This is a genomic window from Janthinobacterium fluminis, from assembly GCF_028595325.1.
GTDB classification, from domain to species: domain Bacteria; phylum Pseudomonadota; class Gammaproteobacteria; order Burkholderiales; family Burkholderiaceae_D; genus Janthinobacterium; species Janthinobacterium fluminis.
The window spans coordinates 293,429-312,193 of sequence record NZ_JAQQXR010000001.1 but is presented as its reverse complement, the minus strand read 5'-3'; the positions used below and the strand labels follow the sequence as shown (position 1 = coordinate 312,193).

The window sequence follows — 18,765 nt, the reverse complement described above, 5'->3', positions numbered from 1 at the left end:
CAGCCTTAGATGAAATCCCAGCCCACGCTATTGCTCTGCAGACGGAATACTTGGTTTTGCGTGGTCGCGGTCTGCGTGTTTGATCCGCCAATAGATTCTGAAAGGTGCCCTTTCAATGTGGCAACATTGCCACTTGCATCCACCTTAGAAAAAATGATAATTTGCCCCACGCCGAACGCAAACGCCGATGCCGCTGGTGGCAGGGTTGTAGTGAAGGCTCCCAACGTTGCATCGGCGCGGATTGCATAATCCGACAGTGTGGCCGTGTAGGCCGCAGTTTTTTTAACGGTGCCGCGCGCGGAAAATGGCACAGGCATTGTGGTCTTGAGGATGCGTAGATTGGCGATCCGCACGCGGTAAGACGTGGTTGTGCCGGCGTAAGTCACGACCTGAGCAAAGGCATTGAGCATGTTGGCCGAGCAATCCGGCACGCGCATCGGCGGGCAGACTATTTTACGAACATACGGCGCGGTTGGCACATGCAGATAGCCGTCTGACACCGTTTTTTCGACCGGGATAAACGTAAAGTATGTGCCGCTGGGCGCCTGCAAGTTGACATCCACGCCCCAGCCCAAGACATTGCTCGGCGCGCCGCCGGCACCGTCGTCAATGACCAAATCAAATTCTACTTGCACCGCATCGCCAGCCGCATATTGCGTGGTAGGCGCCACGCCAAATATCGGCATGTCCAATTTAGAGACAAATGCTGCCAGCCCTGACGGCGCGAGTGCCTTGGCAATGCCGTCAAACGTCTGCGGCGTCACAACATGCTGCTGCCACAGCGTGGCGCCAACCTGTACGACGGTCGACACTGACGCGTTGGTGCCGACGCCGGCGTTGTTGCTTTTACTAAAGCCGGACGCCAGCCCCGACGCCACAGCAACCATGGCCGGCGCCGCAAAACCGTTGCCGTTTGCCGCACGCTCGGGGGCCACCGATGCGTAGTTGTTGATCGGGGCCGTGATGCCAGCCCAGGCCAAGATCGCCGGGACAACAGCAGCGGCGACCGCCGTTCCACCTTCTTGCCCCTCATGCAAGCCGTCGTCGCTCAGCCCGGGCAACCATGCTCCTGTAACGGAATCGACGCAGGTCTTGCGCACGTCGGCCAAACCACACGGGAAGCCGAGCGAGGGGATCAGGGTGGTTTCGATATACGCCGACGCGGTGCGAAACGCATCGACGCACGCAGCGACATCGGCGTTTGTCATGCCGGCGGTGGTCGCGTACGGCCCCGGCGAAAATCCGCCCAACTGCCGATAGATCGGGTACATGCCGAGCATATTTGCACGCGTCAGCATAGCGACCAAGTCCGCATAGCCAGCAGCGAGCCATGCGGCAATGGCGGCTGGCGTCGAACTAGCCCGGACCTGCTGGACAATATTGTTGGTCAGCGACGAGATGACGCACACCTGCGCGCCCAGATTTGCCGCGTCGGTCAGCGCTTTGCGCGTGCCGGATACTGCGGCCGCATCGCGTGCCAGTTGTGTGCCGGACTGTGTGCCACCGATGCCGCAATCCGCCACAAACCGGATGCGCCCCCGCGAGTAGGATGGCACGTTGACGCCCATACGTGGACCATGAAACACAAGTCCGGTAGATGCTGACGTGATCGCCGATACGTCGTGCAGGGGCATCGTTGATATAGTTGCCAGGCTATCGCCAAATGACGCAGCCAGAATCGGTAATGCAACCCGTGCTGGCAACGGAATCGCGCCACCGGGGCCGGAAAGTGCCAAACCGCCCCCGCCAGCTCCATTAACAACCTGCGCCGCCCCAAGCACCGCATTTCCAACGACCGCCTCGATGCTCCCTACCGAGCACGTTACCAGCACCCGTTGCTGGCCGGCGAACGGACCGATAGTGGCAAGCGCGCCGGCGCCGATGGGCCAGGACTGCGACGAGCTTGCGCCGCCCTGCGCTGGATCCAGCAGGTAGGCGACGCCTGTGGTATTGGCGGCGCCGGTGATGGTCAAGGCTTGGCCCTCGGGCAGAGTGACTACACGTTTCTTGTAAGCCGAGACGTGCACAGGATACTGTGAGGTTTCTTGCAATAGTACAAACTGACCTGTCAGCAGCAACATCTCCGCCTCCGAGTCCGAGCGTTGCTCTTGCTGCGAAATGCGCCATATTGCCTGGCCGCCAGTAACGGCAAGCTCTGGCCAGCGATCAACGGCTCCAATATACTTAATTGTCTTCGACATGACAGGTCTTCCTGTTACGCTTCTTTATTTTCCGGGGAGCCATTCTTTGCCTTTGTGCGCATATCTTTGGCCCATCCCTCAGCCAGCGCCACAGCGATAAGGTCCGCATCGTCCGTTTCGATACTCTGGCCTTGAGCAAACTGCTCGATCTCGACGCCGCGGTGCGCCCAGCTAAATGCCTGCTTTGCGATCAATTCCATCATCACTCCGTTCAATTGAAATGGCCCGCATCGGCAGGCCATGGTTGGCGATTAGGCGGCGGTGATTTTCAGCAGCTTGATCGCCTGGGTGTTGCGCAACTTACCGCCCACCCGGCGGCGCACATAGAATTTCACAAAACCCGGCGTGGTGATCTCATCGCGGGTGATGCGCATGCCAACGCGGTCGCAAATCAGGTAACCCTCCTTGAAGTCGCCGAAGGCGAGCGGGAAGGAGTTGGCCGCGACGGCTGGCATGTCCTCGGCCTCGGTGATGCCATAGCCCAGGAAGGTTGCCGGCTGGCCGGCGGTCAGCGCAGGCTGCCACAGGTACTGGCCGTCGTTGTCCTTATACTTGCGCAACGCGGCTAACACCGCTTTCGCAGTCAGCCACTGCGCGTTTGTGCGGTAGCGGGCGCGTACGCCATAGACCATGTCCAGGAAAGTATCTTGGCTGCTCGGCAGCGCGGATGCCTGGCCGGAAGCGAAGTACTGCAACGTGCCGAATGCGCGCGAATTGTCCGCAGTGGCCACCGGCGTCGGGCCGGACAGGATACCGGTGGGCTTCTTGACGCCGTTGCCGGAGATGAAAGCCGCACCCTCGCCGCCGGCCATCGATTCGCCGGCCGACATGATCAGCCAGTCCTCGACATTGAAGAACAGATCGTCCAGCGATTCCTCCGACGCCTGCGGCTTCGCGCTGGCCATGCCGAAGGTAGGCACAATTTCAGCCAGGTCTGCGGTGTTGGTCTGGTTGCGGGTGTCGCCCTCGCCCAGCCATTCAAAGCCGGCGCCGTTGATGTCAAACAGCTCGTGGTAGTCGGTGGTGCCGACCGTGCGCACGGTGGCGATCTGCCGGATCGGGGAAACATCGATCGCCAGGCGCGCGATGGCGCTTTCGATAACCTTGGGCAACGCGTAACCGCCGGCGGCATTGGTGCCGACCACCACCTGCGCCGAGCGCGATTCGCGGCTGTCGGCGGCCGCCTTGGATTCCAGTGCCTTGAAGGTCTGGCTCAGGCGCTGCTCGCAGCCAGGGTCTTTCGGCGCGCGGATCCAGTCGAAGAAGGCGCTCTTGTAGGCGAGCGACTCGTCGCTCTCGCGCTTCTCGCGGTCACCGCCGCCGAAAGCGCCCGGGCGCGCCAGCTTGGTTTCCATCTTTTCCAGGCGGCTCTTGGCGTCCGTGATGGCTTCGATGTGCTCGTCCATGCGTGCCAGCTTGGCTTCCAGGGCTTCGGTGCTCTTGCCGGCCTTGATTGCCTCGATGCGCTGGTCGTTGGTCTGCTTGTATTCTTCGAACGCCGTGGCGATCTTGTCGATCGCATCCGCAACCGACTTGATGCTCGGGTCGTCGCGCTGCTCGTAGAACTGCAGATCGGCGGCCTTGGCCTGGAAGGCGGCGAAGTGCAAGGCCATGGTGGCGGCCAGGGTGGTGCCGATGATTTTCTTTTTCATAAACATCTTTCAGGTATTGAGTGAGGAGAGAAGGCGGGTTGCAGCATTCATTGCTTTGGCGGTCGAGTTGGCGGAATCCCTCCGCTCCTCTCCCATCCGCATGACGCGCGACACAAGGGCCGTGGCGTCGGACTTGCTGAATCCGGCCTCGCGCAGGATCCTTTCAGCATCTTTCGGTGCCGACACATCGTCGGCCGATTTCACGCTGGTGATGCGGGCGGCCTCGTTGGCCGGGAAGGTGACCATGGACACCTCCCACAGATCCACTTCGGCCAGGATGCGCAGCTCGGCTTCGTACGACCATTTTTTCGACATGAAGCCGATCGACAGGCCATTCAGGGCGCCCATTTTCAGGAGCGCATATGCTTCCTTGCCCCTGGCTGTCTCCAGGGCCAGCATGCCCTTCATGCGCAAGCCCTTCGCATCCTCGACGATATCGGTCCAGATGCCGATCGGCTCCGTGGCGTCATGCTGCCAAAGCATCGCAGGCATGGTGCCGGCGGCCCGGTGCGCGACCAGCGACGCCTGAAAGGCGCCGGCCACAATCACATCGTCGTAGTTATCGCGGACGCCAAACACCGAGCCGTAGCCCTCGACTGAGCCGTCGTCGCCGGCCGCTTTGATCTGGAGCGCGAACGAGCGCACCTGCCGCCCGCCGGCGGCGTGGCGCACCTCAAGCGTCTGCCGCTGTTTCATCTGTTTTTCCTTTCTGCTGACCGCTGGTCATATTCATCGGCGTAAGTGGTTCATCCAGGCCGGGCAGCGGGTCTTTGCCCTCCTCGTCGCGGATCTCGTTGCGGGTGTAGATGCCCATCTCGGCCATCGTTCTTGCCCACTGCGAACGGGCTACCATCGAGCCCTCGGTCATGTACCGGGTGTCGAACTCGGCGAATAGCGGGCCGGAGCCGTCCAGCAGCATCTCGTCGATGCGCTGCGTCCAGGCCTCATGCCACGGCGCCAGGGTGTGTTTGACGTGCGCGGCGAAGAAGGCTTCCGAACTGGCGAAGGTGGCCGACTTGTCCGAGTGCCCGACCATGATCGGGAACACGCCATAGATGCGGCAGATTTCCTCGATCTGCAGGCGCCTGGTCTCGACGTGCTGCGCGTCGACGCCCGAGATGGCGGTGCTCATCCATTTCGCGGCGCGGTCCAGCACCATCGGCGTGCCGGCGTTGCGGGCACCGGCCTGGGCCTTGATCCACTTTGTAAGGCGGCCGTGCTGCTCATCGTTCAAGCTACCTTCCACGGAATAGGTGCCGCTCGGGCGCAAGCCGTTCTCGTGCATGGCCGCCTGGCTCTGCTCCGTCACCATGGCCAGCCCGATGGCCGAGCGCGCAAGTGCGATGGCGTTCAAGCTCTGCGTCCAGTCCCACTGGATGCCGTTGAGCAGGAACACGTCGTCAGGCGAGAACTCGCCGATCAGGCCGAATTCATCCCAGCAGCGGTACAGCAATTCGTATCTGGATGTGCGGGTCACGGTCCAGCTGCCGGGCTGCACCGGGATCAACTCGCGAACGCGCCGATTGTCGCCGCGCACCTTGATGGACAGCCCCGTGCCGGTCAAGGCGGCATGGATCGTCATCTGCCGGCGCCATTCAAGCGAGGTTTGCCACTCGTTCGGCCGGCGCGCCAAGAGGCGGTACTCGGGAATATTGGCGGCCTTCTGACGCCGGCCGGCACTGTCCTCACGGTAGACGTGCAGTTTCGGCGTGGCGCAGCCATCCGCGATCACCTTTACGCAGGCCAGTACCGTCGACACCTGCAGCGCCGTTTTGGCGGTAACGGTCGCGCCCGCGAAGCGACTGCCACCCGTGCCGTCGATCAGGTCCGCGACCTGGTCGTACGTCAGCGCGGCCGCTTTGCGTCCGAACAATTTTCCAAAAAAGCTCATTAGTTATCCCAGAATGAAGCGCCGCTGGCTGCTGGATTCAGCGACATCAGCGAAACAGCGTTGAGCAGTGCCATGAGCGGGTCGATCTTGGCCGAGCCGCTGGCCTGCTTGGTGATGAGCACAGCATTGCCGCGCGGCTCGATCTTGGCATTGCCGATGCACCAGGCCATCAACGGCTGGCCGCCATGCACCAGCACACCCTCGGCCAGTTTTCGCTCGGCCGTCTTAATGGAGCCGGTCATCTTCCAGCCCTGCGAAATGCCGATGATCTTCTCTTCCGGCACGTCGGCGGCCAGCATCGCGTCGAGGATGCCGCCCAGGCCGCTCGGGTCAACACCGATCTTGTCCAGCTTGCCGGACTTTTCCAGTTGCGCGGCGATGGCGGCCACTTCGTCGACGTCGTCGCCGATTCGCTTGACGAGCACCAGGTGGCCGTCCCGCGCGAAGTCCTCGAAGCGCGCAGCCTCCGACTTGCGGCGCTCCAGCACGGAGGGATGCGCCCATGCGCGGCCCCAGCCCAGCCAGCGGCGTGTCGTCGCGCAGCGGCCGATCACATACGCGCCCAGCAAATCATCCAACCCACCGCCATCGACGCCGGCGTCGATCACCTCGCTGCGTGCAATCAGATCCTCCAGCGAGAACGTCCTCTCGAGCAGCCCTTGCCGTTCCCAGAAGTCGGCGCCGGCCCAGCGGTTCGACATCAGGGCCAGACCGATCTGCACGTTCAGGTGCTTCGCCAAAAATCCGCGGAACTCGGCCTCGCCCTTCTCCTGCGCCTGGCGGTAACCGCGCGCGATGAACTCCTCGTCGACCGAGTAACCCATGTTCGGGTTCGTCACGTAAGCGTTGCGCACATCGCGGTGTGCGCCGGCATCGAGCATGTGCTGGGGGAACTCGTACAGGATCGGGTAAAAGGCCGGGTCATCGATCTTGCCGTCGCGGACCCCGCGCGCGTACAGCAGGCGCGACAGGAAGGCGCCGGCCGGCGGGTCGTCTGATTGCGTCGTCGCGTAGATGACGAAGCCCTCTGGCCGCGACGCCAGGCCGCCAGTGGCCTCCAGCAGCATCGCGTCGGCGCGCGGGTTTTTGCCGAACAGCCACAGCTCATCGATGAAAACCCCGATGGCCTTCTTGCCGGACACCGTCTCGCCGTCGGCGGCCACCACTTTCAACGTGGCGTTGGTGGTCAGGTGCGTGATGGTGCGGATGTGGTCCTGCACCTTCAATAGCGCGCCCAACTCATCATCCGCGCGGATCATCGCCGCGATCGGCTTGTAACTGTTGTCGGCCACCTCCTTGGTCGGTGCCAGGACGATGTATTCGCCCTCCAGTCGCCAGTTCAGCAGCAAGGCGGTCAGCATGATGCCCGCCGCGATCGTCGATTTGCCGTTCTTCTTGCTGATCAGGAGCATGAACTCTTTGATCAGCCGGCGGCCGGTCTCGGCGTTGTAGGCCCCGAAAATTCCTTCTACGAATTCCCGCACCCAAGGCTCAACCACATCGCCCATGCGCGGGCTGTCGGGCGCATCAACCATGCGCAGCTCGGAGAAGATCGCCCAGGCTGCGGCGGCCTGCTCAGGAAACAGCGGCGGACACGGCGTGAGTGTCTGTCGGGCGACGATGCGCGCCTCCCAGTCCGGGCAGGAGGTGACCCATGAGAAGCTCACGTCTTACCGCCGGCCACCAGCCGGGGCGGCGCCGGCGGCGCTCCGAAGCGACCTCGTCCAGCCACCTTTGCCGCCTCCGCCTTCTCATCCTTCTTGCCTCCCTCGCCTTTCTTGGGGTGCGTGTACTGGACGGCCGCGATTGCTGCTCTGACCTGCGTGGTGGTCGCCAGGGTTCGGCCGAGAGCGACGTCCTTGAGAAGCTGAAGCATGTCGGTCTCCTCGATTGGGACCTGGCCGGCCTTTGACCGCTTCAGCGCGCCGCCGTGCGCCTGCGGTTCTGGAGACACATCAACGGCGGACGCACCGGGCATTTTTTCCGCCGGGCCGGCGCCCCGACTCAGCCACGCTTTAACATCCGGGTCTTTAACAAGTCGCGAGCCGGCCGCCGAAGCGGTCTTGGCGCTGTAGCCCGCAGCAATTGCCGCGTCTTTATTGGAGAAACCGGCTAGAACGGCATCCGCAAACCGCTGCTTCTTGCCTGTTAAAGCCATTAACAAATCCTCCAACGGGAAATAAAATCTGCGCGTGGGATACAGTGTGGTCTAGAGAAATATTCCTCCAGACATTCACCCTCCCCCACCTCTTGCCTCTTCGCGCTGCTTGGTCGACGAGTGGCACGGCGCGCACAACGACTGCCAGTTGCTCCTATCCCAAAACAACGCCATATCGCCTTGGTGTGCGACGATGTGGTCGACCACAGTAGCGGCCCGGGTAAGCCCGGCCTTCGCACAGTAGACGCACAACGGGTACTTGCTCAGGTAGCCGGCGCGCGCCTGCTGCCACTTATAGCCATAGCCACGCTGGGTACTGCTCTTATCTGTGCGCCAAGAGCCGGGCTGGATTACAGCCATCCTGGCCGGTGCCACCTGCAAGCGCGGCTTGAGAGTCTGCAACTTCGCCATCTACTCGTCTGACGACGCAGGGCGCCTATTCTCGGGGATCAGATTCCAGCCTAGCTGCTGCCGGATCTCCTCTGGAGTCGGCGGCGGCTCGACTTGATGCGTGCGGCGGTCCAAGTATTCTCGAACCGATTCCTTTGATGGATGTGTTGTCTTAGTCATCGCGCGCCCAATGCAAAAAGCCCGCGACCGGGAAGGTGGCAGGCTTTGTTTTAGGCGTGCAGAGTCCGCCTATGCACGAATAATATCAGAACAAGACCGCCGTGCAAACGTTATTTTTGAGGCGTCGAGTCAGCTCGCTGCGCGCCTCCAACGCGACATCGACGAACGACGCATTCGGGAAGCGCCAGGGTGTGGCCTGGCTGCACGAGGTGTAGATGGCCCAGATGTGGATGCGCGCCATGCTGTCGATCATGGCATCGGTGGCGCTTGCGATCCGCATATCGCTGGCCTGCTGCGCCTCGCTCGGGTCGACCCCGTGGCCGTCGCCCTCACCGCTCATGCCCCGCATCGTTTTGGTGCCAAGGTCGCGGTCGACGTCATGGGCAATCCATGCCTTCCACAACTCCAGGCACAGGTCGAGCCCGTCTGGCTTCACCCATGAATCGACACGGACATCGGCCTTGCGGACACGGCGCAGAGTTGTCGCCTGGACGGCAATGGTAGTGCTGTGCTTGGTCGCTTGTTGCATTCTTGCCTCTATGGTTGTGATCTGTTGTTGTTTGTGCTATTTGCTGTGCATCGTATGGCTTATAACTGATGACTCTTGATAATCATGAACTTGAGGATTCGTGCGGCTTGGCGGCGTGGTGTTCGCCACTTTCTCGCCGAGCAAAACCAATCTTTTCGGCTATTGATGCCTGCGCCAGCGCCGCCGTGTCGTGGCGCTTCTCCAGGTAGGCCATGGTCGTCATCGGGCTCTTGTGGCGCATGACGCCCTGGATGGTCTGAATGGGCACGCCGGCCTCGGACAGCAGCGTGGCGAACGTGCCGCGCAGGCGATGCGGTGTGATGCCCTTGACCTTGCAGTGGGCGTTGGCGACCTGCATCGCCTTGCGGGCGAAGCCGGCCGGCTGCTGGGCGCCGTCGCGGCCCGGGGCAATGAGGCCCTCGCTCATGCGCTGCGGCGCCAGGTGGCCGACCAGCCAGCTTGGAATCGGCACAGGCTCGGCCTCGCGGCCCTTGGTGACGCCCGGCGTGTAGGTGGCGCGCTGCCAGTCGATCCATTCCCAGCGCGCGCCGGCGGCCTCGCCCTCGCGCAGGCCCAGGCCGAACATCAGGCGCACTGCAATGCCCACCGTCGGCGCGCGCACGCACGCCCCATCCACGGCGTCGAACCATGCCTTGGCCACATCGAGCGGCAGCGTCGCGCGCGGGCGCTTCTGCACCTTCAACATGGTGACGCGCCATGGCAGGCGGGCGATGATGTCGCGCTTGACCGCCCAGTTGGCGATCAACTTCATGACGCGCAGCCAGTGGTTGGCGGTGGCCGGCTTGTGTTCGAGCAGGTGCTGGTTGCGCGCCAGCTCGATGTGCGCGGTGGTCACATCGGAAACAGCCAGGCCGCCCAGCTCGTACATGTGCAGGCGGTGCACCACGTCGACGCTGCGCACGTGCGCCGCGCTCGACACCGGCCCCTGCACCTCCAGCCATGTCTTGAACAACTCGTCGAGCGTCGGCACCGGCTGGCCGCCGTTGGCGCGCACGACGGCGTCAGCATAAGCTTTTGCCGCGACAGGCTCGGCCTTCGCGCGTGTGCGCTCCCTGGTGCTGCGCTGCACCCGACCGCCGTCCACCTGGAACCGGTAATGCCACACCTTCTTCACGCGGAACAGGGTGGCGCTCATGATACCCCCCCTGCCTTGGCTACGCGGCGCGCCAGCCGGTGCGTCGCCGCCGCTACAATCGCAAAGCGCAGGGCGGTATCGCGGTCCGCAAAGGCATCGAACCGGACGTACACGCCACCGGCGCAGCCGCCGGCGCCCATTGCCTCAACCATCAAGCCGTGCTCGCCGATAAGCGGGCCCGCCGCCGACCAGTCACCGCACCAGTCAGGCACCATCGCTTGGCCCCGGCCTCGCTCACCGCCATCCGGCGGCCTGCCCATCAGCGCGCCCCCGACATCCACCATGTTCGTCCAGCCCTTCAGTGCGGCCAGGCGGGCATTCGCATCCATCACCAACGAATCGTCCATTCATTCCTCATTTTCAAATTACAAATGCCGCGCCAGGCCCTTGCTGTAGTTCTGGGCCGGGGCGGCCGGGCGCGGCCGCGTGCTGTCAGAAAATTGCGTGTACATACCCTCGTACGCCAGCATCACGTCGTCGATCCGGCCCTGCCGGTTCTTGGCGATGAAGACGTCGGCGCAGCCGCGCAGGTGGCTCTGCGGATTGTCCACCTCGTCGCGGTGGACGAACATGACGATGTCGGCGTCCTGCTCGATGGCGCCCGAGTCGCGCAGGTCCGACAACTGCGGGCGCGACTTGTTCGCCGCGTTGCGCGATAGCTGCGACAATGCAAGCACGACTATGTTGAGCTCCTTGGCCAGCGCCTTCAGGCCGCGGCTGATTTCCTCGATCTGGCTGTTCCGGTTGTCGCCCTCGCCGCTCATCAGCTGCAAATAGTCGACGACCAGCAGGTCCAGGCCATGCTTGCGCTTGATGAGGCGCGCCTTGCCGCGCACGTCCAACAGGGTCAGCGCCGGCTGATCGTCCAGATGCAGGTTCAGGTCGTTCAGCCTGGCGTTGGCGGCGCCGAAACTGACCCAGTCGGCGTCATTCAGGTCGCCACGGATCACCGACCCGAGCGGAATGTGACCGAGCGCCGCCAGCGCGCGGTCGAGCAGCTCGCCGTTCTGCATTTCCTGCGACAGGAACAGCACCGAGTAATCGCGCGCCACGTTGGTGGCGATGTTCAGCGCCAACGCGGTCTTGCCCATCGACGGGCGCGCACCCAAAATCACCAATGCCCCCCGGTTAGGACCGCCCGTCAGCAACGCGTCGATCTCCGCGAAGCCGGTGGGGATGCCGGTGTACTTGCGGCCGACCCGGTCGTCCAGCACGTCGATGTGCGCCATCATGGCCAGGCTGGCCCGGACCGGCTCGCGCAGGGCGCGCGTCTCGGCAAGCGCCGACAGGGCCGACTGGGCGGCGTCGAGCACCTCGCCGGCGGTGCGCGAGCCCGGGTTGAGCGCCAGCGCGGCCATCTCGTCCATCGCCGCCATCAGGCCGCGCCGCAGCGCCCGGTCACGCACCAGATCGGCGTAGCGACCGATGTTGGCCGCGCTTGGCACACTTTGCGCGATCGCGTTCAGGTAGGCCATGCAGTCGGGCACCGTCTGCGCCAGCGCCATGCCCACCGACACCACGTCGCAGCCCTTGCCCGCCGTGATCTGGCGCAGCGTCTCGGCGAAGATCATGCCGTGGTCGTGGCGAAAAAAATGGCCAGCGCGAAGCTCGCCCATCCGGTCCAGCGCGCCGTTCTCGCGCAACAGCGCACCGATCACCGACTGCTCCGCCTCCAGCGCCACCGGCACCGCGTTGCGTCCGCTCATGCGGCCTCCTGCTTTTCTTGAAATTTAGCGGCCTGCTTGCCCTGCGCCGTGAGGAAATATTTTCCGTCCCGGTCGATCGCCCACAGCTTGAAATAATTGTTTTCAACGTACTTGCGGAACGTACAGCGCCAGTCCTTTTGCCGCTTCTCCGGCTGCACGCCACCCGGCAGGAAGCGGCGACGGAACTCGGCCCAGGCCAGGGCGACGTGGTCGTCCTCGATACCGGCGGTCGCGACGTAGGCCCACAGCGGCGCGTAGTCGCGCAGCGGCCGCTCCCCGCTGGCCCTGCACTCGTCGAGGAAGGTGGCCAGGGCGATGCCGTTGGTGCGAGGCTTGGCGGCAGGCCCCGCGTCAGCGGGGTTTGGGGCTTTAGATTTTATTGTAGATGTAGATGGAGATGAAGGGCCGTCACCCACCGGGGCACCAATGCCCCCCTTTGGTATGGGGTCTGGTGCGCGCTTTGGTGGCTGGTTTTCAGGTGTGAATCGCGTTGCGCTGCCGCGTTTTTGGCGCACCCACTCGTCACGGACGAGGCGGCTGCAATACCAGCATGGGCCATCGCCCGGCACCAGCAGCGTGGCGGGCTCGCCGTTCTTTCCGGCGTGGCGCGGCGTGTACACATAGGACTGGGCGCCCGTGTCGGCGCCCTTAAGCACATCCTTTGCGGACAGTTCGCGCACCAGTTTGATGGGCACGCCAGCGGCGCGCGCCAGCTCGTCGAGCGGCCAGCGGCAGACGCCGTACTCATCGCTGTCGTGCAGCAGACAAAGCACGTCTATCCAGGCGCCGCGCGCGGCCTCGGAACAACGTCGCAATTTTGAGTTATTTTTCCAGTCCGCCGGGTAAAATTGGAACGATGGGCGCTTCATGCTGCGGCCTTGATGGCCAGGATAACGTCGCGCGCCACCGGCGGCGCCACTGCGTTGCCGAGTATGTGCACGGCCAGGCGATGCTGGGCCGGCAGCTGGTAGTTGGCCGGGAAGCCCATCGCCGCGCGGCACTCCCATTTCGACAGCATCCGCATACGGTCACCATCAATGACAGACCAGCGGTCCCGCGTCGTGATCGCGCCGATTGGGCGGCCCAGGCTGCGGCCAGTCTCGCCGCTTCCGGACCCGTAGAACGGCGCCAGAAAGCGTTTGCCGTGCTGCGTGCGGCCAGCGCCGACACGACGAAGCGTCGCCGCGCTGCGTCCGGGTTTGTTGATCGGCTGCCAGGCGCCGGCCTCGAAGTCGACGAAACTGCTAGCTGGCACGCGGTCAAGGATCGGAAACTGCAGCATCAGCGGGTGCTTGCTGCGCGTGGCGACGATGAACAGCCGCTCGCGATGCTGCGGCACGCCGTGGTTGGCCGCGTCGATGATGTGTGGCGCCAGGCAGTAGCCGAGCGCCTCCAGCGCCATGCGCCAGGCCGGATACAGCGACCAGGCCGCGAAATCGACGACGTTCTCGATTACGACGATTTGCGGACGGTGGTGCTCCGCGGCCGACACCACCGCCCACGCCGTCGAGCGGCTGGCGTCGTGCTGCGGGTTGCCGGCCAGCTTGCCGCGGGCGCGGCTGTGTCCCTGGCAGCACGGCGACGCCAGCAGCAGATCATGGGCGGGCACGTCAGCCCACGCGGCCTGCTGCAGGTCCTGACACGCGTGGATGGTTCCGGGATGGTTGAGCGCGTGCGCATCGACAGCACTCTGCCAGTGATTGGCGGCCCAAACAACGGAGCAGCCGCCCATGACGGCGCCGGTCGTGAAGCCGCCCGCGCCGGCGAAGAGGTCAATGGCCCTCATGCGCGCACCACCAGCACCGGCATCGCCGCCGCGGCGCCGCGGAAGTGCGGCGCCGCGACTTGCCCGCAGGCCGGCACCGCCGGCTCCTCCAGCGCAAGGCGGGCGCGCAGCGTGACCGAATAGAGGATGCCGTCCAGCTTTGCCACGCCGGTCGCGAGCATGCCCTCGAATAGCCCGCGCAAGAGAGGTTCGGCGCCGGGCTGCTCGATGTCCAGCCCCGCGCGCTCGCAGACCTGGTAGAACGTGCCGGCGCCGGCCAGCAGCGCCTGCAAAAGGCGGTAGGGCCGCGAGTTGATGCGGGGGAGTTTAATGGTGTGGGATTGTGCTATAGTTCTCATTGAAGCCTTTCAGTAGTTGTTGTGCTAAGCCCGCCTTAACCGCGGGCTTTTCTATTTCTGCCCAGCCGCTTCGCGCGCCAGTCGTTCGTAGCGCTCCCGGGTCATCACGTGTCCAGGGTCCGGCTGCGGCGCACCGGCGCAGCCCTGCTCTTCTTGCCGCTGCGTCATGCCGACGGGGCCGCAAGCAGCTTGCGGATTTCGGCGACCGGCAAGCCGAATTTTTCATGAATCAGCAGGATCAGGCGGTCGCCGACTTCCAGGCGGCCGTGCGTGATCTTGCTGATGACCGGCGGCGCCACCTGCAGCGCGCGCGCCAGCGCGGCGTAGTTCTTCAGTTCCAGCTTGCTCATCAGGTGAGCGAACAGACCGCCTGATGCATCTCGTGTTGCGGGTTTTGCTTCTGCCATGCTTGCTCCTTTGTTGACTAAAAATAAAGTGACTGTTTTGGGCCGTGCGACGATGCATTCGTGGTGCGCTATTTTTCGGCCATGCCGTACAGGCGGCCACGCAGTTCGAGCAGCGCGCGCTGGGCCTGGTAGATCGCGACCTCAACCTTCACCACCTCGCGCTTCTCGACCCGGCCATCCGCCAGCGCGCGATGCACCTCGGCGCCGACGTCGCCATTGGCCGACCAGACGCGGGTGACGACCTCCAGCACTGCCATGTCGCTCGCGCTGACGTCGGCCTCGACCTTGATGCACACGAAGCCGTGGTTCGCCGCCAAGGCGTGCAGGACTTGGAAATCGCCGGTGATGCCCATGACGCGGTCGGCGTCCTCCAGCAGCGCCTTGTTGGAGGCGTTGTTCGGGTTGGCCTTGTTGCGCAGCACCTGCGCGCTCATGCCAAGCCGCACGGCCAGTGCCTCGCAGCCGCCTAGGGCAGCGTGGACCGTCTTGTGGAACGCATCGGCGATGTTCATATGAAAACCTTTAAACAAATGGCGAAATTATCAAAAAGAAATGTGATACTTCTTAAAATAAATATGGCGAGGGTTGCAAATGCGTTACTATTTCATTTCCGCAACATCAACAGCAACACGAAGGAACCCTCATGGAACACGATTACGCCAGACTTGCACTGGCCGCCCATATCCGCAGCGAAGCACTCACGCAGATGAATGTTCAGGGAATAGGCTACAAGCCGGGCCTGCCAGTGCATACCAGCCCCGAGGCCACCTACGAACAACATGTCTACGACCTGATGGACGAGGTTATAAAACCGCAGGCATCATCGACTCGTATTTAGCGACTCCACGGGCGCACGACTAGTTCCTGTTGACGCGGCGAACGAGCGAGGAGTACTCCTCCGCAATGGGGCGCTCCGCTTCATCGATACGCTGCTGAGCCGCGACACGCGCATACATCGCCTTGACCCCTTCGCGCGCCGCCGTGGCGACCACCGTGTCGGCGCTCAGCGCGCGGATCTCCAGCAGCGTCAGGATCGATGTCACGTCGCCATTCCCGACATTCTTCGGAAGGTCCGGCATGCTGCGGTCGATTGCCTCGTGCATTTCGACAAGCTTCTGCAACCGCTTGTGCATCAGTGCGCGCTCTTCCTTGGTTTGCGGTCCCGTGGCTCTCCAGGCAGCAATTCCCGTGAGGGCAGTTTCTTGAAGCGGGGCGTCTTGGTTGTTCATGCTTTTCCTTCGATTGAGGTGGTGGTTGCGCCGGCGATAGCACCGGCATGATTAGTAGCACCGGGAAAGATGTCTTTCCAATCCGCGCCTTGGTGCTGTTCCGCGAACAAGTCGGGATGAGCTGAACGAGGGTTGTGAGCGCGCGACTATTCAGCCGCGCGATATTTCTTTCGGTGGAAATGTCGTTACCACGGCGCACTCGGGCACCATGTCGAGGATTTGGTGGGGCGACGGGGATTGGCGACCGGCGTGGCCAACAATGGGAGGTTGAACTAACCCATATATTTGCTCAAACGTCACGACCTGACCCATAGTCAGCGCGTAGGCGATAAGACGCTTTGCCATCTCAGGAGGGATACCTTGTCCGCGTTCGTAGTGCGAGATATTTCCCTGCGTTACGTTCAGGGCCTCTGCCATTGCAGATTGCGTGACGCCGAGCTGTGCTCGGATGCGTGCGATAGGGTTCATGCGGCTCATATTAGTCCGACTGCTTAATTGTGTCAACAGTCAGACTAATTGAGATTTATTAGTTTTCCTTATATTCTTGCAAAATGCCAGCCCTCCCCCTCTCCAACGAACAGCTTGCCGAAGCTGCAAAACTGAAACTTCTCTTCCAAAATTGGCAGAGGGAGCGGCGTGATGCGAAATTGCCTGCTTCGCAAGAGGCCGCATGCGAGAGCCTAGGCTTTGGTCAAAGTGCCCTTGCCCAATACCTAAATGGGAAGATCCCGTTGAACGTCGAAGCTGGGATTAAGCTTGCGAATCTATTGGGAGTTGCCCTTGCCGACTTTAGTCCGACCCTCGCTGGGCAGGCAACAAAGTTCGCTGAGGCGGTCATCCAACATACAGAAGACATGGAGAAAGTTGCTGAGCAGTTTGGAGCTCGTCGGGTTACAGCCGATGATGATCATGCTCCCGCAACAATCCCCATAAGGATGGTTTCTTTCCATTTACAAGCTGGCGTCACTGGGTTTGAGACCGTCGAAAACTTCGATGATGGCGGAAAACTACACGTCCCACGGCAATGGGTTGAAGAGAACGACCTCGACCCCCAATGTCTACTCGCTGTCAAGGTCAAAGGCGAAAGCATGGTTCCATTGATGTACGAAGGCGATATCGCGATCATCAACGTACACGACCGACAACGTGTCAGTGGCGGCGTATTCGCTATAAACTTCAACGGCCAAGCAGTGGTGAAGCGGCTAAAATATGAGCGGCGGGAGTGGTATCTAACGTCGGAAAATCCTACGTATCGTCAAGAACCATGCCGCAATGGTGAATGCCAGGTGGTAGGCCGTGTCGTACGATTTGAGCCTAGAAACTTCAGGGATCGCCTTTAGTTGCTGCATAAGGTGACTTTTTGATACCGAGTCTATTCAATACTCCCTCTACTAGGAGAAGATCAATGAGGCGATTAATTGCAACCTTGCCACTCTTATTGGCGACATCGTTTGCTGGTGCAAATGACAAGAGCATTCTGCGGGATGCATGCGTTTCCTTGAAGTCTCCGACAAAGAGGGCTGCCTGCCTTGATGCAGTAGAACGTTTGGCTTCGGGGGGAGTGACAAGCACGAGTGGCTCGCCGGTCCGTAAGAAATCAACAGAGGAAGCGTTGATCGCAAAGGCTCAGGAGCAAATCGTAAGCATGTTAAATGACCCCGAGTCAGCGAGGTTTTCCGGAGTGGCAGTATCACCAAGTACCGGCGCAGTTTGCGGCATTGTGAACGCCAAAAACGCCATGGGCGGTTATGGCGACCCTCGGCGTTACATTGTGACAACAGAGACTGCACGGCTAGAAGACGCCGACAAATGGAAGATGGACTTCCGCTGGTCTGAGCTTTGCAGTGACATTTAGCAACCAAATAGGCAACTTCTCACATCTACATCGGGCAGGATGTTTTCTTTTCGGTAAAATTTATTAGTCCGACTGTTGACACCGCACAAGCAGTCGGACTAATATACTCCATCGACTCACCAACCGATGGAGAACAAGATGGCCCCAACACCCGCAACACCCGACGCAGTCTCCGCAACCATCCCCGCCAGCGGCGTCCCCGTTGCCATCGGCGCCCGGCTGGCCGGCGGCTTCTACGCCGGCCGCATCGCCTTCGATGGCGCCGAGTATGCACTGATCGCCTCACCGGCCGCCGGCGCGCTCAAGGGAGCCTGGAGCAACTCGACCTCCCGCGTCGATGGCGCCGAGCACTTCGCCGACGGCATGGCGAACACCAAGGCCATGGCCGCAGCCGGCAGCGCGCTGGCCGCCACCGCGCTGGACCTGGTTATCGAGGGTTTCGCAGACTGGTACATCCCCAGTCGCGACGAGCTTGAGCTGCTCTACCGCCATTTCAAGCCGACCGACTGGGAAAACTTCGCCGACGGCCTCGATGGCGTCAATGCGCACAGCGTTCCAGCGGGCGTCGCATACACGGACGATGTGCCGGGCGCGACCGCCACCGAGGGCTTCCAGCCCGGTGTCGGCGCGGACTCGCTGGGCGTGCACTGGTACTGGTCAAGCACGCAGTACGCAGCGTATCCCTCCGACGCGTGGGGCCAGGATTTCGACGATGGCTACCAGAACGGCTACCGCAAGTCTGACGAGGGCCGCGCGCGCGCCGTCCGCAGATTAAAAATTCAGTAATTCATCAATTCGAATCCCGGGGCGGCGGCGCATAGCCGCCCTCATTGTCACCAGACACGGATGGACACCATGAATGCAGCAACAGCATCAGCAGCTATCGACCAGCGCCTTTCACGCGGCGATTGCACTGCCATCACGAACACGCAGCGCCAAGCAGATCACATCCAGGCGCACGCTGATTTTCTGACCGAGCGCCAGCGCAAGAGCGGCATCCGCACCCGCCTGTGTTCGACCGGCTGCTACTCGATGTACGACGCCAAGGGCTATTTCATCGGTCGCACGCCGCCACCGGGAACGCTGCTTGGCGTCGACGGCGCCTCACTGCGCGAGGCGGCGGCGCGCATGGCGATGAGCGCCGAGTTGCTCGGCGCCTGCCGCCTGGTTGATCAGGACTGGACCGCTGCCGGCGCCGTCTCCGCTGAAACCGTCGCGCAAATCCGTGACCTCCTCTCATCGCTGGCGGCCAAATGATGCGCACGATTTTTAACCTGCACCGTTTTT

General features: G+C 62.5%; 24 protein-coding genes. 5 read left to right on the top strand and 19 right to left on the bottom strand.

Going from position 1 to position 18,765, the window contains the following annotated elements:
• Positions 1 to 5: 5 nt before the first annotated feature.
• From OIK44_RS01480 to OIK44_RS01400, 17 genes are all read right to left on the bottom strand, one after another.
• Entirely contained in the window at positions 6 to 2,201 is a 2,196-nt protein-coding gene (locus OIK44_RS01480; protein WP_273668882.1) for a hypothetical protein, read from the bottom strand.
• Positions 2,202 to 2,215: 14 nt separating this feature from the next.
• On the bottom strand, positions 2,216 to 2,404 hold the full coding sequence (locus OIK44_RS01475) for a hypothetical protein (protein ID WP_273668881.1): 189 nt from the start codon (positions 2,402 to 2,404) through the stop codon (positions 2,216 to 2,218).
• A gap of 48 nt (positions 2,405 to 2,452) precedes the next feature.
• The gene (locus OIK44_RS01470) at positions 2,453 to 3,853 is read right to left on the bottom strand and encodes a phage major capsid protein (protein WP_273668880.1); all 1,401 of its coding nucleotides are present in this window, start codon (positions 3,851 to 3,853) and stop codon (positions 2,453 to 2,455) included.
• 9 nt (positions 3,854 to 3,862) lie between these two features.
• Positions 3,863 to 4,549 (bottom strand): HK97 family phage prohead protease, encoded by a 687-nt coding sequence (locus tag OIK44_RS01465; protein WP_273668879.1) that lies wholly within the window; start codon positions 4,547 to 4,549, stop codon positions 3,863 to 3,865.
• Positions 4,527 to 5,744: a phage portal protein gene (locus tag OIK44_RS01460; RefSeq protein WP_273668878.1), complete on the bottom strand. Its 1,218-nt coding sequence runs from the start codon at positions 5,742 to 5,744 to the stop codon at positions 4,527 to 4,529. The genes OIK44_RS01465 and OIK44_RS01460 overlap by 23 nt, the downstream gene beginning before the upstream one ends.
• A complete protein-coding gene (locus tag OIK44_RS01455; RefSeq protein WP_273668877.1) occupies positions 5,744 to 7,411 on the bottom strand; it encodes a terminase large subunit in 1,668 nt (555 codons plus the stop codon). The genes OIK44_RS01460 and OIK44_RS01455 overlap by 1 nt, the downstream gene beginning before the upstream one ends.
• Positions 7,408 to 7,902 (bottom strand): terminase small subunit, encoded by a 495-nt coding sequence (locus tag OIK44_RS01450; protein ID WP_273668876.1) that lies wholly within the window; start codon positions 7,900 to 7,902, stop codon positions 7,408 to 7,410. Before OIK44_RS01450 ends, OIK44_RS01455 begins: the two co-directional genes overlap by 4 nt.
• Before the next feature lie 75 nt (positions 7,903 to 7,977).
• Positions 7,978 to 8,262, bottom strand: a complete 285-nt coding sequence (locus OIK44_RS01445) for an HNH endonuclease (protein WP_273669769.1) — start codon at positions 8,260 to 8,262, stop codon at positions 7,978 to 7,980.
• Positions 8,263 to 8,557: 295 nt separating this feature from the next.
• On the bottom strand, positions 8,558 to 9,001 hold the full coding sequence (locus OIK44_RS01440; RefSeq protein ID WP_273668875.1) for a hypothetical protein: 444 nt from the start codon (positions 8,999 to 9,001) through the stop codon (positions 8,558 to 8,560).
• A gap of 82 nt (positions 9,002 to 9,083) precedes the next feature.
• Positions 9,084 to 10,157 (bottom strand): tyrosine-type recombinase/integrase, encoded by a 1,074-nt coding sequence (locus OIK44_RS01435; RefSeq protein WP_273668874.1) that lies wholly within the window; start codon positions 10,155 to 10,157, stop codon positions 9,084 to 9,086.
• Positions 10,154 to 10,504 (bottom strand): hypothetical protein, encoded by a 351-nt coding sequence (locus tag OIK44_RS01430; RefSeq protein WP_273668873.1) that lies wholly within the window; start codon positions 10,502 to 10,504, stop codon positions 10,154 to 10,156. Before OIK44_RS01430 ends, OIK44_RS01435 begins: the two co-directional genes overlap by 4 nt.
• A gap of 18 nt (positions 10,505 to 10,522) precedes the next feature.
• The gene (gene dnaB / locus OIK44_RS01425) at positions 10,523 to 11,863 is read right to left on the bottom strand and encodes a replicative DNA helicase (RefSeq protein ID WP_273668872.1); all 1,341 of its coding nucleotides are present in this window, start codon (positions 11,861 to 11,863) and stop codon (positions 10,523 to 10,525) included.
• Positions 11,860 to 12,732 (bottom strand): hypothetical protein, encoded by an 873-nt coding sequence (locus OIK44_RS01420; protein WP_273668871.1) that lies wholly within the window; start codon positions 12,730 to 12,732, stop codon positions 11,860 to 11,862. Before OIK44_RS01420 ends, dnaB begins: the two co-directional genes overlap by 4 nt.
• On the bottom strand, positions 12,729 to 13,649 hold the full coding sequence (locus OIK44_RS01415; protein WP_273668870.1) for a DNA cytosine methyltransferase: 921 nt from the start codon (positions 13,647 to 13,649) through the stop codon (positions 12,729 to 12,731). Before OIK44_RS01415 ends, OIK44_RS01420 begins: the two co-directional genes overlap by 4 nt.
• Positions 13,646 to 13,987: a hypothetical protein gene (locus tag OIK44_RS01410; protein WP_273668869.1), complete on the bottom strand. Its 342-nt coding sequence runs from the start codon at positions 13,985 to 13,987 to the stop codon at positions 13,646 to 13,648. The genes OIK44_RS01415 and OIK44_RS01410 overlap by 4 nt, the downstream gene beginning before the upstream one ends.
• Positions 13,988 to 14,151: 164 nt before the next feature.
• On the bottom strand, positions 14,152 to 14,394 hold the full coding sequence (locus OIK44_RS01405) for a hypothetical protein (RefSeq protein WP_273668868.1): 243 nt from the start codon (positions 14,392 to 14,394) through the stop codon (positions 14,152 to 14,154).
• 68 nt (positions 14,395 to 14,462) lie between these two features.
• Entirely contained in the window at positions 14,463 to 14,906 is a 444-nt protein-coding gene (locus tag OIK44_RS01400) for a phage regulatory CII family protein (protein WP_273668867.1), read from the bottom strand.
• A 131-nt stretch (positions 14,907 to 15,037) separates the two neighbouring features.
• Between OIK44_RS01400 and OIK44_RS01395 the strand changes: the two genes are divergently transcribed.
• A complete protein-coding gene (locus OIK44_RS01395) occupies positions 15,038 to 15,232 on the top strand; it encodes a hypothetical protein (RefSeq protein WP_273668865.1) in 195 nt (64 codons plus the stop codon).
• 19 nt (positions 15,233 to 15,251) lie between these two features.
• On the opposite strand, the gene OIK44_RS01390 is transcribed toward OIK44_RS01395, so the two are convergent.
• Entirely contained in the window at positions 15,252 to 15,623 is a 372-nt protein-coding gene (locus OIK44_RS01390) for a hypothetical protein (RefSeq protein WP_273668864.1), read from the bottom strand.
• Positions 15,624 to 15,773: 150 nt separating this feature from the next.
• The gene (locus OIK44_RS01385) at positions 15,774 to 16,091 is read right to left on the bottom strand and encodes a helix-turn-helix domain-containing protein (protein WP_273668863.1); all 318 of its coding nucleotides are present in this window, start codon (positions 16,089 to 16,091) and stop codon (positions 15,774 to 15,776) included.
• An 83-nt stretch (positions 16,092 to 16,174) separates the two neighbouring features.
• Here OIK44_RS01385 and OIK44_RS01380 point away from each other — a divergent pair, with 83 nt between their 5' ends.
• The 4 genes from OIK44_RS01380 to OIK44_RS01365 all read left to right on the top strand — a co-directional run bounded on the left by OIK44_RS01380 (position 16,175) and on the right by OIK44_RS01365 (position 18,735).
• A complete protein-coding gene (locus OIK44_RS01380; protein ID WP_273668862.1) occupies positions 16,175 to 16,963 on the top strand; it encodes a LexA family transcriptional regulator in 789 nt (262 codons plus the stop codon).
• 65 nt (positions 16,964 to 17,028) lie between these two features.
• Positions 17,029 to 17,478 (top strand): hypothetical protein, encoded by a 450-nt coding sequence (locus OIK44_RS01375; RefSeq protein WP_273668861.1) that lies wholly within the window; start codon positions 17,029 to 17,031, stop codon positions 17,476 to 17,478.
• Between the two features lie 138 nt (positions 17,479 to 17,616).
• Positions 17,617 to 18,264, top strand: coding sequence for an Lcl C-terminal domain-containing protein (locus OIK44_RS01370; RefSeq protein ID WP_273668860.1), 648 nt, complete (start codon positions 17,617 to 17,619; stop codon positions 18,262 to 18,264).
• 69 nt (positions 18,265 to 18,333) lie between these two features.
• Positions 18,334 to 18,735, top strand: a complete 402-nt coding sequence (locus OIK44_RS01365) for a hypothetical protein (RefSeq protein WP_273668859.1) — start codon at positions 18,334 to 18,336, stop codon at positions 18,733 to 18,735.
• The last annotated feature ends 30 nt before the right edge of the window (positions 18,736 to 18,765 follow it).

What these genes read in the sequence shown, in the direction of transcription:
- OIK44_RS01480 (WP_273668882.1), bottom strand. Translation starts at nt 2,201, where the DNA reads ATGTCGAAGACAATTAAGTATATTGGAGCCGTTGATCGCTGGCCAGAG.
- OIK44_RS01475 (WP_273668881.1), bottom strand. Translation starts at nt 2,404, where the DNA reads ATGATGGAATTGATCGCAAAGCAGGCATTTAGCTGGGCGCACCGCGGC.
- OIK44_RS01470 (WP_273668880.1), bottom strand. Translation starts at nt 3,853, where the DNA reads ATGAAAAAGAAAATCATCGGCACCACCCTGGCCGCCACCATGGCCTTG.
- OIK44_RS01465 (WP_273668879.1), bottom strand. Translation starts at nt 4,549, where the DNA reads ATGAAACAGCGGCAGACGCTTGAGGTGCGCCACGCCGCCGGCGGGCGG.
- OIK44_RS01460 (WP_273668878.1), bottom strand. Translation starts at nt 5,744, where the DNA reads ATGAGCTTTTTTGGAAAATTGTTCGGACGCAAAGCGGCCGCGCTGACG.
- OIK44_RS01450 (WP_273668876.1), bottom strand. Translation starts at nt 7,902, where the DNA reads ATGGCTTTAACAGGCAAGAAGCAGCGGTTTGCGGATGCCGTTCTAGCC.
- OIK44_RS01445 (WP_273669769.1), bottom strand. Translation starts at nt 8,262, where the DNA reads ATGGCTGTAATCCAGCCCGGCTCTTGGCGCACAGATAAGAGCAGTACC.
- OIK44_RS01440 (WP_273668875.1), bottom strand. Translation starts at nt 9,001, where the DNA reads ATGCAACAAGCGACCAAGCACAGCACTACCATTGCCGTCCAGGCGACA.
- OIK44_RS01435 (WP_273668874.1), bottom strand. Translation starts at nt 10,157, where the DNA reads ATGAGCGCCACCCTGTTCCGCGTGAAGAAGGTGTGGCATTACCGGTTC.
- OIK44_RS01430 (WP_273668873.1), bottom strand. Translation starts at nt 10,504, where the DNA reads ATGGACGATTCGTTGGTGATGGATGCGAATGCCCGCCTGGCCGCACTG.
- dnaB (WP_273668872.1), bottom strand. Translation starts at nt 11,863, where the DNA reads ATGAGCGGACGCAACGCGGTGCCGGTGGCGCTGGAGGCGGAGCAGTCG.
- OIK44_RS01420 (WP_273668871.1), bottom strand. Translation starts at nt 12,732, where the DNA reads ATGAAGCGCCCATCGTTCCAATTTTACCCGGCGGACTGGAAAAATAAC.
- OIK44_RS01415 (WP_273668870.1), bottom strand. Translation starts at nt 13,649, where the DNA reads ATGAGGGCCATTGACCTCTTCGCCGGCGCGGGCGGCTTCACGACCGGC.
- OIK44_RS01410 (WP_273668869.1), bottom strand. Translation starts at nt 13,987, where the DNA reads ATGAGAACTATAGCACAATCCCACACCATTAAACTCCCCCGCATCAAC.
- OIK44_RS01405 (WP_273668868.1), bottom strand. Translation starts at nt 14,394, where the DNA reads ATGGCAGAAGCAAAACCCGCAACACGAGATGCATCAGGCGGTCTGTTC.
- OIK44_RS01400 (WP_273668867.1), bottom strand. Translation starts at nt 14,906, where the DNA reads ATGAACATCGCCGATGCGTTCCACAAGACGGTCCACGCTGCCCTAGGC.
- OIK44_RS01395 (WP_273668865.1), top strand. Translation starts at nt 15,038, where the DNA reads ATGGAACACGATTACGCCAGACTTGCACTGGCCGCCCATATCCGCAGC.
- OIK44_RS01390 (WP_273668864.1), bottom strand. Translation starts at nt 15,623, where the DNA reads ATGAACAACCAAGACGCCCCGCTTCAAGAAACTGCCCTCACGGGAATT.
- OIK44_RS01385 (WP_273668863.1), bottom strand. Translation starts at nt 16,091, where the DNA reads ATGAACCCTATCGCACGCATCCGAGCACAGCTCGGCGTCACGCAATCT.
- OIK44_RS01380 (WP_273668862.1), top strand. Translation starts at nt 16,175, where the DNA reads ATGCCAGCCCTCCCCCTCTCCAACGAACAGCTTGCCGAAGCTGCAAAA.
- OIK44_RS01375 (WP_273668861.1), top strand. Translation starts at nt 17,029, where the DNA reads ATGAGGCGATTAATTGCAACCTTGCCACTCTTATTGGCGACATCGTTT.
- OIK44_RS01370 (WP_273668860.1), top strand. Translation starts at nt 17,617, where the DNA reads ATGGCCCCAACACCCGCAACACCCGACGCAGTCTCCGCAACCATCCCC.
- OIK44_RS01365 (WP_273668859.1), top strand. Translation starts at nt 18,334, where the DNA reads ATGAATGCAGCAACAGCATCAGCAGCTATCGACCAGCGCCTTTCACGC.